General features: G+C 71.0%; 11 protein-coding genes and 2 pseudogenes. 9 read left to right on the forward strand and 4 right to left on the reverse strand.

The window, feature by feature from the left end; all coding sequences use genetic code 11:
* Positions 1-14 precede the first annotated feature (14 nt).
* Positions 15-435, reverse strand: a pseudogene (locus STSP_RS19235) (hypothetical protein); the annotation flags it as partial.
* A 740-nt stretch (positions 436-1,175) separates the two neighbouring features.
* Here STSP_RS19235 and STSP_RS19245 point away from each other — a divergent pair.
* The 4 genes and pseudogenes from STSP_RS19245 to rocD all read left to right on the forward strand — a co-directional run bounded on the left by STSP_RS19245 (position 1,176) and on the right by rocD (position 4,973).
* Positions 1,176-2,081: a LysR family transcriptional regulator gene (locus STSP_RS19245; protein ID WP_067279773.1), complete on the forward strand. Its 906-nt coding sequence runs from the start codon at positions 1,176-1,178 to the stop codon at positions 2,079-2,081.
* 26 nt (positions 2,082-2,107) lie between these two features.
* Positions 2,108-2,605, forward strand: a pseudogene (locus tag STSP_RS19250) (Lrp/AsnC family transcriptional regulator); the annotation flags it as partial.
* A gap of 278 nt (positions 2,606-2,883) precedes the next feature.
* A complete protein-coding gene (gene ddaH, locus STSP_RS19255) occupies positions 2,884-3,729 on the forward strand; it encodes a dimethylargininase (RefSeq protein WP_067279483.1) in 846 nt (281 codons plus the stop codon).
* On the forward strand, positions 3,726-4,973 hold the full coding sequence (gene rocD / locus STSP_RS19260) for an ornithine--oxo-acid transaminase (protein ID WP_067279484.1): 1,248 nt from the start codon (positions 3,726-3,728) through the stop codon (positions 4,971-4,973). Before ddaH ends, rocD begins: the two co-directional genes overlap by 4 nt.
* A 65-nt stretch (positions 4,974-5,038) precedes the next feature.
* Here rocD and STSP_RS19265 read toward each other — a convergent pair whose 3' ends face one another.
* Positions 5,039-5,509, reverse strand: coding sequence for a GNAT family N-acetyltransferase (locus STSP_RS19265; RefSeq protein WP_067279487.1), 471 nt, complete (start codon positions 5,507-5,509; stop codon positions 5,039-5,041).
* A gap of 178 nt (positions 5,510-5,687) precedes the next feature.
* Positions 5,688-6,962 carry a DUF4032 domain-containing protein gene (locus tag STSP_RS19270; protein WP_067279490.1) on the reverse strand — a complete coding sequence of 425 codons (1,275 nt, stop codon included), beginning with the start codon at positions 6,960-6,962 and terminating at the stop codon, positions 5,688-5,690.
* Positions 6,963-7,293: 331 nt separating this feature from the next.
* On the opposite strand from STSP_RS19270, the gene STSP_RS19275 reads away from it, so the two are divergent.
* Positions 7,294-7,764: a DUF5709 domain-containing protein gene (locus STSP_RS19275; RefSeq protein ID WP_067279774.1), complete on the forward strand. Its 471-nt coding sequence runs from the start codon at positions 7,294-7,296 to the stop codon at positions 7,762-7,764.
* A gap of 365 nt (positions 7,765-8,129) precedes the next feature.
* Here STSP_RS19275 and STSP_RS19280 read toward each other — a convergent pair whose 3' ends face one another.
* Complete coding sequence (locus STSP_RS19280) at positions 8,130-9,653, reverse strand: MFS transporter (protein WP_067279493.1); 1,524 nt, start codon at positions 9,651-9,653, stop codon at positions 8,130-8,132.
* A gap of 441 nt (positions 9,654-10,094) precedes the next feature.
* Between STSP_RS19280 and STSP_RS19285 the strand changes: the two genes are divergently transcribed.
* The 4 genes from STSP_RS19285 to STSP_RS19300 all read left to right on the forward strand — a co-directional run bounded on the left by STSP_RS19285 (position 10,095) and on the right by STSP_RS19300 (position 14,255).
* A complete protein-coding gene (locus STSP_RS19285) occupies positions 10,095-10,802 on the forward strand; it encodes a chaplin (protein WP_332835381.1) in 708 nt (235 codons plus the stop codon).
* A 242-nt stretch (positions 10,803-11,044) separates the two neighbouring features.
* A complete protein-coding gene (locus tag STSP_RS19290) occupies positions 11,045-11,842 on the forward strand; it encodes a VOC family protein (protein WP_067279497.1) in 798 nt (265 codons plus the stop codon).
* Positions 11,843-11,914: 72 nt separating this feature from the next.
* Positions 11,915-12,907, forward strand: a complete 993-nt coding sequence (locus STSP_RS19295; RefSeq protein ID WP_067279500.1) for an aldo/keto reductase — start codon at positions 11,915-11,917, stop codon at positions 12,905-12,907.
* Positions 12,908-13,340: 433 nt separating this feature from the next.
* A complete protein-coding gene (locus STSP_RS19300; protein ID WP_067279503.1) occupies positions 13,341-14,255 on the forward strand; it encodes a YceI family protein in 915 nt (304 codons plus the stop codon).
* Positions 14,256-14,265: the final 10 nt, after the last annotated feature.

Raw genomic sequence — 14,265 nt, forward strand, 5'->3', positions numbered from 1 at the left:
TCAGTGCGGAGGCCTCACCACTCACCGTCCGCGACCGGGCTGCCGGGTGCGTCGCCCAGCGGCTTCACCTGGCCCGGCGAGGGCTGCTGCCAGGGCTCGTGGGCGGCGCCCAGCCAGTCTCCGACCGGCTTGACCGCGCCCAGGGTGCCCGAGGGCGCCAGGTCCGCGCCGTCCTCGTCGTAGTAGTCGAACCAGGGCAGTCCGGCCCTCGTATATGCGGCCCGGTCCACCGGGGACGGCGGCGGCTCCTCGCCGGTGACGCGCCGCCACTCCGGTGACGTCATCAGATGGACGAACACACGCCCGGCCTGCTCCTGCGCCCAGTCCGTCTGCGGGCCGGTCGTCCCGGTAGACCTGCTGGCGCATGGTGCCGCCGGCCCCGAGGCCCATCGCGACCGCGGACTGCGGCGCGGCACCGGGAGCGGGCGGGACGGCACTCGGTGCAGGTGGTATGGCGCCCCACGCGGCCGGCGCCCCGGCAGCCGTGGGTACTGCGCCGCCGTACGCTTCGGCGGCCGCTGCCCCGAACCCGCCGGGAGCCCCGAGCGCGCCGGGAGCACCGAGCGCCGTGGAAGCCTGGCGGCCGCATGGCCGCGCGCTCGGCGAGGCGGCAGCAGCAGGCTGTCGCCGTCGATCCGCACACTGGTGTCGGCCACGGTGCGCTCACTCATGCCCGTACCGCTTCTCCGTACCGGTGGGTGCGCCGGCCTGCGGCTGCAACCCGCAGGGTTTCTGGGGCGGTCCGCATGCCGGTCGGGTCATTGCCGGGCGGCCCCGTGACACGATCCGTACGTCGGTGTCCTCTGCGCGGGCCGAGTGGCGCACGACGCGCATCTGCAGGGAGCCGCAGGCGCAACGCGTCCACACTGTCTGTCCCTGGGCGGTCGCGTGCCGGGACACCACCTCGTACGGCTGGGCGTCCGGCCACCCGCAGTGGGGGCAGTGGCTCGTCATGGCGTGCTCCTTCGTCATGTCGCTGGTCCGGTCGAGCGGTTGCCGTTCCGGTCCGTCGGCTTCCGTTCCCGTTCCGGTCCGTCGGCTTCTGTTCACGGGCATGCGGGCGCGCCGGCAAGCCAAGGGCCTGTCCGCCCCCCCGCCGCTACAGCAAGCCTGGTCGTGGTCTTCCTTGTTCGTCCAGGTTGACTTTCTGGAGCAGACCTTGAAGCGTGGGCTACATGATTGACCTGCGCCGTCTGCACGTCCTGCGCGCGGTCGACCACTACGGCACGGTCACCGCCGCCGCACAGGCCCTGCACTTCACGCCGTCCGCCGCCTCCCAGCAGATACGCCAGCTCGCCCGCGAACTGGATGTCGTACTCCTCGAGCCGCAGGGCCGAGGGGTCCGGCTCACGCCCGCCGCGCGCAGCCTGCTCGCGCACGCCGACGCCATCGAGGCACGCTGGGAGCAGGCAGAGCACGAACTGCGCGACGGTGACGACCGACCTGCCGGACTGCTGCGCCTGAGCGGGTTCCCCATCGCGATCTCGAACCTGCTGGCCCCGCTGGCGGCCACTCTGAGAGCGCGTCATCCGCGGCTGACCGTACGTATCCAGGAGGCCGAGGTCCCCGAGAGCTTCAACCTGTTGTTCGACGGGGAGGTGGATCTCGCGATCATCGAGGCCACACCCGAGAACCCGCCGCGCAGCGACGGGCGCTTCGACCAGCAGCCGCTGATGGACGACCCGTTCGACCTCGTCGTACCCGACAACCATCCCTTCGCCGCACGCGACAGCGTCCAGCTCGCCGAATGCGTGGCCGAGGACTGGATCGTGCCGCTGCCCAGCTGCCCGTGCTGGCCGCACGTCGTAGCCGCGTGCAGCGCCGTGGGGTTCACGCCGCACGTCGTCCACCGGGCCCAGGAGTGGAACGCCACCGCCCATCTGGTCGCCCACGGCCTCGGCGTGGCCCTCGTCCCCCGCCTGGCCCTCATCCCGCCGCACCTGCCGGTCACCCGCGTGGCCTGCGCGGGCACGCCGCACCGGAAACTTCTCACCTGTACGCGCAGCGGTGCGCGGCAGCGCCCTGCTGTGGCGGCCGCCCTGGAGGAGCTGCGTGCGCATGCGCCCACCGCCGTGGCCTGACACAGCAAGAAAGGGACCCGAATCCCATGGCGCACCAGCCGATCTCCCTGGACGACCTGGACCGCAAGATCCTCGCGGCTCTCGTCGCCAACGCCAGAACGAGTTTCGTGGAGATCGGCCACGACATCGGGCTGTCGCCGGCGGCCGTGAAGCGGCGTGTCGACCGGATGCGGGAGGCCGAGATCATCACGGGGTTCACCACCCTCGTCCGCCCCAGTGTGCTGGGCTGGCGCACGGAGGCGTACGTCGAGGTGTACTGCGACAGCGCGGCGCCGCCGCGGCGGCTGGCGGAGGTGGCCCGGACGTATCCGGAAGTCGTGGCGGCCATGACGGTCACGGGCGATGCCGACGCGCTGCTGCACATCCGTGCGGCGGACATCGAGCACTTCGAGGAGGTGCTCGAACGCATCCGGGCGGAGTCCTTCGTCCAGCGCACCAACAGCGTGATCGTCCTGAGCCATCTGCTGCCGGGCAGCCCGGAGGCCGCCTCGACGGAACCGTCCGCCGATGCTTCCGCCGCGCTGACCGGCGGCGCCTCGGCCCGGCCTGCTGACGGGCCCTCGGGCAAACCGTCCGACACCGCTTCGCCCCAGCCGTCCGGCGCCACCTCGGTCCAGCCGCCCGACAGATCCCCGGATGGACCGTCTGGCGAAAAGAACCGCCGCTGAACCGCCGAGAACGCAAAAATCCTGCGCGGACACGCAATCGCCGCTGGTTGTGCGGCGTTTCCCGGTCTTTTTACCGTTTGTTGCACACCCCGGATCACCCGGTGTCAGCACTCCTTCGCGGAAAGGAAGCACTGGTGCCGCTCACCCGTCCCGCGCCCGCGCGGCCCACACCCACCCGTCGCGCGCGCACGCGCCGCTATCTCCTGTGCCAGCCCAGGTATTTCGCCGTCGAGTACGCCATCAACCCCTGGATGCAGGAGGCCACGGAAGTCGATCCGGCGAAGGCCCTCACACAGTGGCAGTGCCTCGTCGACACCTACCGGGGCCTCGGTCACATCGTCGAGACGATCGACCCGGTGCCGGGCCTGCCCGACATGGTGTTCGCCGCCAACGGCGCCCTCGTCGTCGGCGGACGCGTCCTCGGCTCGCGCTTCCACGCCGAGCAGCGACAGCCGGAGGCCGCCGCGTACCAGGCGTGGTTCAAGGCGGCCGGATTCGACGTCCGGGAACCGGACGCCGTCTGCGAGGGTGAGGGCGACCTCGTCCCGGTCGGCCCGTTTCTGCTGGCGGGCACCGGCTTCCGTACGACACCTGCGGCACATCAGCAGGCCCAGGAGTACTTCGGCATGCCGACGGTGACGCTGCGGCTGACCGACCCGTACTTCTACCACCTCGACACCGCACTGTTCGCGCTCGACGACGACACCATCGCGTACTACCCGGGCGCCTTCACGGCCGGCAGCCGGGACGTGCTCCGCCGGCTGTTCCCGGACGCGGTCATCGCCACCCGCGACGACGCCATGGCCTTCGGTCTCAACTCCGTGTCCGACGGCAGGCACGTCGTCATCGCGCCCCGGGCCACCGGACTGATCGCCCAGCTCGCCGACCGCGGATACATTCCCGTCCCCGTCGACCTGTCCGAACTGCACAAGGCCGGCGGAGGCGCCAAGTGCTGCACCCAGGAGGTACGTTCCGCATGACCGCGACCACGCACACCACCGGCGCGCCGCTGTCCACCGCCCTCCGCTCGTCGGCCGAACTCATCCGGGCGGAGGCCGAGACCGTCGCGCACAACTACCATCCGCTGCCCGTCGTGGTCGCGCGCGCCGAGGGCACCTGGGTCGAGGACGTGGAAGGGCGCCGCTACCTCGACATGCTCGCCGGCTACTCGGCCCTCAACTTCGGCCACCGCCACCCGGCACTCATCGCGGCGGCACGGCACCAGCTGGACCAGGTCACCCTGACCTCGCGCGCGTTCCACAACGACCGCCTCGCGGGCTTCGCGGAAGCACTCGCCGACCTCACCGGCCTCGACATGACGCTGCCCATGAACACCGGCGCCGAGGCGGTCGAGAGCGCCCTCAAGATCGCTCGCAAGTGGGCGTACGAGGTGAAGGGCGTGGCCCCCGACCAGGCCACGATCGTCGTCGCGGCGGGCAACTTCCACGGCCGCACCACCACCATCGTCAGCTTCTCCGACGACCCGGTCGCACGAACCGGCTTCGGACCCTTCACCCCCGGCTTCCGCACGGTGCCCTACGACGATCTCGCGGCCCTCGAAGCGGCGATCGACGACACCACGGCGGCCGTGCTCATCGAGCCGATCCAGGGCGAGGCCGGCGTCCGCATCCCGGCCGACGGTTACCTCGCGGGCGTACGCGAACTGACCCACCGCGCGGGCGTGTTGTTCATCGCCGACGAGATCCAGTCCGGTCTCGGACGCACCGGCACCACCCTGGCCGTGGCGCACGAGGATGTACTGCCCGATCTGCTGCTGCTCGGCAAGGCCCTGGGCGGCGGCATCGTCCCGGTGTCCGCGGTCGTGGGCCGCCGCGACGTCATGAGCGTGTTGCGGCCCGGCGAGCACGGTTCGACCTTCGGCGGCAACCCGCTGGCCGCGGCCGTCGGCTCGGCGGTCGTCGACCTGCTGCGCACCGGCGAGTTCCAGGAGCATGCCCGGACACTCGGCGCCGTGCTGGCGGACGGCCTGGCGGGTCTGGTCGGACGAGGTGTGCTGCGCTATCGCTCGCGCGGACTGTGGGCCGGCGTGGACGTGGACCCGGCGATCGGCACCGGACGCGAGATCAGCGAACGCCTGCTCACCGAGGGCATCCTGGTCAAGGACACCCACGGCTCGACGATCCGCATCGCACCGCCGCTGACCATCACCCGGGAGGAACTGGACTCGGCCATCGGCGCTTTGGGGAAGGTGCTCGGTGCGTGAGGATCCGTCCTCACGTACTCGGGCTCACGTCCTCGAGGCCGAGCGATCGGGCCGGGGCAGGGTTTTCAGGGTTTCAGGGGTTTTCGGAGGATGTGGTTGAGTCCGAACTCCGTCTCCGTGTCACGGACATCGGAGTAGACCAGCTTGAGGTAGAACCGGTGGGCGGTGAGGCTGGCGCCCGTCTCCATGTGGTCGTAGCCGTCGTGCGCGGCCAGGGCCTCGATGTGCTGCATCAACCGGCGGCCGATGCCCCGCCGGGCCAGATCAGGGTCGACGAACATGCTGTAGACCCTGTTGCCGTCCCGCGAGACGGTGCCGACGACTCTGCCGACCGCTGTGCTCCCGTGATCCACCGCGACGTAGACGAGGCGGCACCGTGACAGTTCGATGAACCGTTCGGCCGTGAAGTGCGCGCACATCCTGTCGATGATGTCGGCGGGGTAGTCACGGCTGTTCACCTCGCGCAGGCAGCGGTGGACGATCTCGGCGACTCGCGGGGCATCGCCGGAGCGGAACGGCCGGACTGTGATGGCCACGGCACCTCCTTGTGCGGCTCGGCCTACTCGGCCTGCTGGGCGAGCAGGCGGAGCTGGGCCTGCTCGCCCAGCCAGGCCCGACTCCGGCCAGGATGCCCCAGGTCGGCAGCACGCGTCAGACCAGGCTCCGTGAGAGCGGCTTGCGCCATCGCGTTCCCGAGCCCGTCAGCCCGCTCCGTCACACCGGCGTCGCCGCGCCGTCCGGCGCCTCGTCCTCGTCCTCGTCCGATGCGTGCGGGACGGTGCCCACCTGGCGTGAGAGGACGTTGGTGACGTAGTCCTCGACGGCCGCGTCAAGACCGATGTCGTGCTGGGCGCGCTCCGACAGGTACCAGCGGTGCTCGAGCAGCTCGTGGTACAGCTCGGCCGGGTCCATGGAGCCGCGCAGCTCCTTGGGGACGGCGCGCACCGTGGGCCGGAAGACGTCGCGGACCCAGCGGTGCGCGAGCACCTCGGGGCGGGCGCCCAGCGGGTCGCCGGGGGCGTAGTCGTCCTGGGTGGCCATCCAGCTCTCCAGGTCGTTGAGGAGGCGGCGGGCCTGGTTCTCCTCGGCGTCCATGCCGGTCAGGCGCAGCAGTTGTCGCTGGTGGTGGCCGGCGTCGACGACCTTGGGGACGAAGGTGACGGTGTCGCCGTTAGAGGAGTGCTCGATCTGCATCTCGGCGACGTCGAAGCCGAGATCGTTCAGGCGGCGGATACGGCGCTCCATGTAGTGGTGCTTGCCCGCCGGGTAGACGGAGGTCCGGGTCAGCTCGTCCCAGAGAGCGTTGTAGCGGTCGCATATCTCGTGGCCGAAGGCGATCGGGTCCACTGAGGGATGGAGGTTGCCGGCCGCCTCCAGGTCCAGCATCTCGCCGCTGATGTTCACGCGAGCGAGGTCGATGTCGTACTCGCGCTGTCCCCGGCTGAGGCTCGGGTGCAGATCGCCGGTCTCGGCGTCGACCAGATACGCGGCGTAGGCGCCGGCGTCACGCCGGAAGAGCGTGTTGGAGAGCGAGCAGTCGCCCCAGGCGAAGCCCGCCAGATGCAGCCGGACGAGAAGCACGGCGAGTGCGTCCATGAGCCGGTGCACCGTGGTCGGCCGCATGGTGGTCTCGAACATCGAGCGGTAGGGCATCGAGCCGCCCAGATGGCGGGTGATGAGCACCGGCTCCAGCGGCGCGCCGTCCTGGTCGGTCCGGCCCGTGACGACCGCCAGGGGATCCACGGCGGGGATGCCCAGCCGGTCGAGGGTGCGCAGGAGCTCGTACTCGCGCACGGCGGGCCGCTCCGCGAGCTCCTTCACGGCCACGACCTCGGCTCCCGCGCGCGCGTAGCGCACGACGTGCCGGGATATGCCGCGCGGGAGCGGCACCAGGTATTCCTCCGGCCACTCCTCGAGCGGCACATGCCACGGCAGCTCCAGGAGGAGCGCCGGGTGCTCCGGGTTCGTGGCGCTGATCTGCAAAGCCATCCATGCCTCGCGTCGCTCGGGGGCAGAGGCCACCAGTGTGGCCCGGCGGCCCGCGCCGGGTGCGACGGGGGTCCTGATAGGCCGGACGGGGTCCCCGGCAGGCCATACGCGCAGGTGGGGGTCCGTGGCGGCTCCGGCAGGCCAATGCGGCCCCGGACGCTCCACAATGGTCGTAGACGACGCCATGGTCGTAGGTCGGAGACGGTCTGGGTCAGAGACGGTCACAGGCCAAAGGAAGTCACAGGCCATAGACGGTGAAGCCGGGTTGCTGGGACAGGCCCTGCCGAACGGTTCCGCCCCGGTCCGGCCCGACGCTCCGGAGGAGGTGCGCATGGAGACCGACGCAGCATGGGGAGACGACGTCTATCAGCCCGACGGGTCCGAGGTGCAGGACGACGAAGGCCTGCTCGACGCCGAGGACACGCTGATCGACGAAGGCGTGCGTGACCCCTTCGACGAGGGCTACTCACCGCCCGAACGCCCGCGCGCTGTCGAGAGCACCGGCGTCACCGCCGCGGAGCAGCTCCACGGCGAATCGCTCGACGAACGCCTCGCCAAGGAGCTGCCGGACATCGCCCCACCGGAGGGCGACGGCATCGGCGACACCGTGGACACCGACGGCGAGGTACTCGACAACGAGGTCGGCGGGGCACGAGCAGGGCGTCTCGTGGCGCCCGACGAAGGGGTACGCGAAGACCACGAGAGCCACCTGGTTGCCTACGACGTGGGCATCGACGGGGCGGCCGCGTCGGCAGAGGAGGCCGCCGTACACATCGTCGAGGAGACCGTCGAGACCGAGTGAGCGGGCTCCGTCGGCCTCGCCCCGAAGGGCCTGCCCCGACGCGCTTGCCCCAGCCGAGCCCGGCGCGCACGCGCGCGTGGAGGGGAACCGCCCTTGGCCCGGCGCATGCCTGCCGTCGCCTGCGAGCGGAGAGACCGCTTCCGGCCAGGCGGAGCCGTCCGCGCGGCAAGGTCGAGCAGGTCGGGCGAAGTCCGCTGCGGTTCTGCAGCGCCCCGAAGGGGCGCGGGGCTGTGACATATGCGGCTCCGCCGCGATGGGGGTCCCCCTGTTCGAGCGAAGCCGAGAACTTGGGGGAGCGACCAGCCACGATGGTGCCGCAGACGATCGACGGCACATCGCGGCACTTCACCCGTGCCACGCCGCCCTCAGTCCGCCCCGCCACCCGCCCGCCCGGCGGTGGAGCCCGGCTCCAGAGCCGGGGCGTTCACTCCGAGGTGGGAGCGGCACATCGGTTCCGGGGCACCGCGCAGGCACCTCGGGCCGTGTGGCCGGACGAAGAGCGCCGCCACGGCCGAGCTGACCACGAACAGCAGCGCGCAGCCGACCGCGGCGCGGTGGAACGCGGTGTTCACGGCCTGGGCGTCCTGGTAGGCGTCGCCCGACAGGCCGACCGCGAGCGGCAGCCCGGCGACGACGAGGAGCTGGGCGATGCGCGCCGCGGTGTTGTTGACCCCGCTGGCGAGCCCGGCCCGGTCCGCCGTGACGGAAGCCAGCACCGTGGCCGTCAGCGGCGCGACGAAGACGCTCATGCCGAGTCCCAGAGCCACGACGGCCGGGAGCACGTCCGTGGCGTACGGGGATCCGGGCCGCACCCGCAGCATCAGCAGGACACCGGCCGCGGCGATCAGCGGCCCCACCGTCAGCGGCAGCGCGGGCCCCACCCGGCGGGCGAGGTCACCGGCGCGCGCGGACAGCAGAAGCATCAGCACCGTCACCGGAAGCGTCGCGACGCCGGCCTCCAGAGCGTCGTATCCGAGCGCCGTCTGCAGCTGAACGGGCAGGAAGAACAGGATGCCGCCGATGCCCGCGTAGAGCCCCAGGGTCATCGCGTTGGTGGCGCTGAACAGCCGGGACCGGAACAACGTGAGCGGCAGCATCGGGTCGGGTCGCCTGTGCTCCACGACGAGGAAGGCGGCGCCCGCCGCGAGGCCGAGCAGACCGGGCAGCACGACGGCGACGGGGGAGGGGTCTCCCGAGGCGCCGATGAGCGCATAAGTGACCCCTGCGAGGAACAGCGCACCGAGACAGGCGCCCAGGACGTCGAAGGGCTTCGCCGCGGCCTCGGTGTCGCGGCTCTCCGGTACGTGGCGCAGCGCGACGGCCAGCACCAGCGCGGCCAGCGGAACGTTGATCAGGAAGATCCACCGCCATCCGGGGCCGTCGATCAGCCAGCCGCCCAGGAACGGCCCCAGCGCCCCGGCGACGCCCGTGAGGCCCGACCACGCGCCGACGGCGCGCGACTGGTCGTCCGGGTGGAAAACCGAGCGCACAAGGGCCAGCGACCCCGGCGTGAGGAGGGCACCCCCCACTCCCTGCAGGGCACGCGCCGCGATCAGCGTGCCCTCGTCGGGGGCCAGCCCGCACAGGGCGGATGCCACGGCGAACCCTGCGACGCCGAGCACCAGCGTGCGCCGGCGGCCCATACGGTCTCCCAGGGCACCGCCCCACAGCAGCAACGCCGACAGCGTGAGCATGTACGCGTTCACGACCCACTGCAGTGCCGACAGCGACGCGTCGAGGTCCCGGCCCATCCTCGGGAGGGCGACATTGACGACCGTGCCGTCCAGCATCGCCATCCCGGACGCCAGCACCACGCAGCCCAGCACCCACCGGCCGCGCGCCGAGGACAGCCGGACGCCGCCCGCGGCATCGGACCCGGTGGCGTTCACGGCCTGCCTGCCGACCGCCTGAGGCGCTCCAGATGACCCGCGTGCTCCATCGGCGTCACTTCACTGTCCTGTCCGGATGCCGGCGACCCTCGGCCGGACGCATTGCCGTCACTCACCACACAGTCACTCACCCCACAGGCTATTGCTCGGGCACCTGGGCGAGTGGTCTCAGGGCCCCCCGGACCCCGTCCGTGCGCGTGCATGTCGTCGCCGGATATGCGCTGGTGGATCAGGCGATCGCCGCCTGCCCGCCGTCCGCGCATGCCCGGTTCGACAAATGGGCCACTCGATGGAGTGAGGGCCCTTGGCCATAACTCTGTTGGCCCTTCGGCGTTTTCTCCGGTGCGAGCGAGTGCTCGCGACGATGTCTGGAAGGCAGGGAAACCGATGAAACGGGTTGCCCGTAATGGACTGATCGCCGCAGCTGTTGCCGGAGGCGCCATGGCCTCCGTGGGGGCGGCATACGCGGACGCCGGGGCGAACGGCAGCACGACGGGCTCACCGGGTGTGATCTCCGGCAACACGGTCCAGATCCCCGTGCACGTGCCGCTCAATGTGTGCGGCAACACGGTCAATGTCGTGGGGGTGCTGAATCCTGCCGCGGACAACGCCTGCACGAACGGGGCGGACCAGAGCGGGGACGGCGCTTCGGCTGTGGGCCAGGCGCAGGACTCTCCGGGGGTGGTGTCCGGCAACGTGGTGCAGGTGCCGATCGATGTGCCGGTCAACGCGTCCGGTAACTCGGTGAACGTCGTCGGCGTCGGCAACGCCGCCTCCGGGAACGAGTCCTCGAACGGCTCGGATAACGTCACCGAGCCGGTGTCCGAGCCCGCGAACCCGCCGCAGACGTGCGGGGACGCGACTTCGGTGCCGTGCGGCAACGACCAGCCGCAGCCGCAGACCCCGGTCTCGGTGCCGAACGAGGACGCCACGCCGGAGACGGTCGGGGCCCCCGAGGGCGGCGACGAGCCGGAGCTGGTCCCGGCGGGGCACCCGCTGGGGAACTCGGCCGGAAACTCGGCCGGGCACTCGGCCGGAACCCTCGCGGACACCGGCGCGGACGCCGTGATCCTGGCGTTCCCGGCCGGTCTGGCACTGCTCGGCGGAACCATTCTGTACCGGCGCTTCAGGCCCGCCGGCCTGGCGTAGCCGCCGTAGCACCCCTGGCACCCGACGGCACAGCGCCGTACGGGTCGGGCCCCACCGGTCGCCGCATGGCGGTGGGGCCCGCGTTTCTCCCAGAGGTGGCCCGGGAGGTCCCCCGTTCGGCGCGCGAGGGGCCGGGTGACTGGCTAGCGTGGCAGAGGAGCCGCCGAACGGGCGAAGGGGAGCAGCCGTCACGCAGCGCCGACAGCCGAGGACCGAATCGCCGACCAGGAGAGTGCAGAGTCATGGCCGTAGAACCTGAGGGCACACCGTGCTGGGCCGACGCGATGTTCAGCGATCTCGAGGGAGCGAAGAGCTTCTACGGTGACGTGCTGGGCTGGACGTTCGGCGAGTCGTCGTCGGAGTACGGCAACTACACGCAGGCGTACTCGAACGGCAAGGCGGTGGCCGCCGTCGTGCCGCCGATGCCCGGCCAGGAAGGCCAGTCGGCATGGTGCCTGTATCTGGCGTCGCCGGACGTCGCCGCCACCGCCGAGAAGATCCGTGAGGCCGGCGGCCAGGTGCTGATGGAGCCGATGCAGGTCGGGGAGTTCGGTTCGATGCTCCTGGCCCGCGACCCCGGCGGCGTGGCCTTCGGGGTGTGGCAGGCGGGAACCCATGAGGGCTTCGAGGCCAAGGCCGAACCGGGCGCGTACTGCTGGGCCGAGGTCTTCACACGGCAGCCCGAGAAGTCGGACGCCTTCTTCCCCGCCGTCTTCCCGTACAGCGTGAAGCGGCTGGAGGAGGAAGGGATGGACTTCAAGCTCTTCAACATCGGTGACGAGACGGTCCTGGGGCGGATGAAGATGACGGAGGAGTTCCCTCCCGAAGTGCCGCCGTACATCAATGTCTACTTCACCGTCGACGACTGCGACGCTGCCGTGGCCAAGGCCACCGAGCGTGGCGGAGTGCTGAGGTTCGGGCCGATGGACAGCCCGTTCGGCCGCTTTGCGGCGCTCAGCGACCCGCAGGGGGCGTCGTTCTCCGTGATCGACATCGGCACGACCGAGGGCGAGATGCCCAAGATGTCAAACGCGTCCTGAGCCCCACTCGTCGAGAGACTGCTCTCATCAGGCCTGGGCCGGACGACGTACGGTCCAGGCCAACGACGTACCATGCGCGTCATGGAACAGCGAGTACTGGGCAGGACGGGCCGGAACGTTTCCGTGGTCGGGCTGGGCACATGGCAGCTCGGCGCCGACTGGGGTGACGTACGGGAAGAGGACGCACTGGCCGTCCTCGACGCGGCCGTCGACGCGGGTGTCACGTTCTTCGACACAGCAGATGTGTACGGCGACGGCCGCAGCGAGCAACTGATCGGTCGTTACCTGCGGGAGCGCCCGGACGCCGATGTGTTCGTCGCGACGAAGATGGGCCGCCGGGTCGAGCAGATCCCCGAGAACTACGTGCTGGACAACTTCCGTGTCTGGAACGACCGTTCACGCAAGAACCTCGGTGTCGACACCCTCGATCTCGTACAGCTGCACTGCCCGCCCACCGCGGTGTACTCGTCTGACGCCGTCTTCGACGCGCTCGACACCCTCGTCGCCGAAGAGCGCATCGCCGCGTACGGCGTAAGCGTCGAGACGTGCGCCGAAGCGCTGACCGCGATCGCCCGGCCGGGAACGGCGAGCGTCCAGATCATCCTGAACCCGTTCCGGCTCAAGCCGCTCGAGGAGGTCCTGCCGGCCGCCGCCGAGGCCGGAGTCGGCATCATCGCGCGCGTGCCGCTCGCCTCCGGGCTGCTGTCCGGCAAGTACACGAAGGACACGGTGTTCGCGCCCGACGACCATCGGACGTACAACCGGCACGGCGAGTCCTTCGACCAGGGTGAGACCTTCTCCGGAGTCGACTACGAGAGCGGTCTCGAGGCGGCCGCCGAGTTCTCGGCCCTGACCCCCGAGGGCGCCACGCCGGCGCAGGCGGCTCTGCGGTGGATCATCCAGCAGCCGGGCGTGACCAGTGTGATCCCGGGCGCCCGCTCGGCGGCCCAGGCCCGTGCCAACGCGGAGGCCACGGAGCTGCCCCCGCTCTCCGAGGCCACGCTGGCGGCGGTGCGGGAGCTTTACGACACGCGGATCCGGCCGCAGGTGCACCACCGTTGGTAGGCGGCGGTAGCCCGGTGGCCTGAGGGCCGGGCCGGAGGCTCCTGCACGGTGCCTGGCCATGCGGACCCGGCCCGGGTGTGATCGCCGTGGGACAGCACCCTAAGATGTGTCATGTACTCGATCGATCTCAGGCGGTTCTGACGCATGCCGAGTCGGCTGGACACCAGCGACGCCCGGGGTGGCGCGAGGGGGCCCGCCAGGCGCCCCTCGCACACGTCGACCGGCCTCCGCTGATGTGGACCGCAGCGGCCCCAGCGGCCACGGCTGGGCCGTACGCCAATCCGCCGGACCGCGGGATACCCGCCTCGCCGGGCGGTGTCCTAGCCCTGCTGCGGGCTGCACACGAGGGCGGGCCGTGCACGGACCAGCCCCCGCGCCACGCAGTACGCGCACGGAGTACACAGCGTATGCAGCACGAAGAAAGGTGAACGACATGGCACTGGCACTGTTCCGACGAAGGCGCCCTCTGGGCGGGTCGCGCGCCGGAGCGGGGCTTGTGCTTCCCCTCCCGGCGGGAGCAGGCGGCTTCAGCCGGACGGTGGTGGACCCGCTGGGCCATCCGCTGGGCGGCGCCGACGTCACGGTGACCTCGGCGGACTCGCAGCGCATCGCCGCGCAGGGCACGACCGATCCGTACGGGACGTTCAGCGCGCTGCTGCCGCCGGGCGGCTACAGCGTGATGATCACAGCCGAGGGCCTGCAGCCGCATCGTGAGAGCGTGGACATCGTGCCCGACGCGATGTTGCCGGCGGACACCGTGCACATGGCGACGGCCCCTCAGCTCGAACTGCCGCCGCCCGGCACGTGGCTCTTCGACCCGCCGCACACCGCGATCCGGTTCATCGCCAAGCACGTCGGCATGGCGAACGTCCACGGCCGCTTCACACGCTTCAACGGCGGCATACGCGTCGAGCACGAGATGGAGCGCTCATCGGTCGAGGTGAGAATCGACGCCGCGAGCATCGACACCGGCAACAAGACCCGCGACAACCATCTGCGGTCGGCCGACTTCCTCGACGTGGAGCACTTCCCGTACCTCCACTTCGCCAGCGACCGCTTCATCTACCGCGGCGGTACGAAGTGGACGGTGCAGGGCTCACTGACCATGCACGGCGTGAGCCGCACGGTGGCGCTCGACACCACGTATCTGGGCGCGGTCAACGGCGGATACGGTGAGGAGCTGCGCTGCGCCGCCCTGGCCAAGGCCGAACTCCACCGCGAGGACTACACCCTGAACTGGCGGAGCATGCTCGCCCGCGGCATCGCCGTCGTCGGCCCGACCATCAAGCTGGAGCTCGACGTCCAGGCGATGTACCGCAGCCACGACACTCCGGTTCCGCCGGAGTAGGCATCTGACC

This window comes from Streptomyces jeddahensis (genome assembly GCF_001642995.1).
GTDB lineage: Bacteria > Actinomycetota > Actinomycetes > Streptomycetales > Streptomycetaceae > Streptomyces > Streptomyces jeddahensis.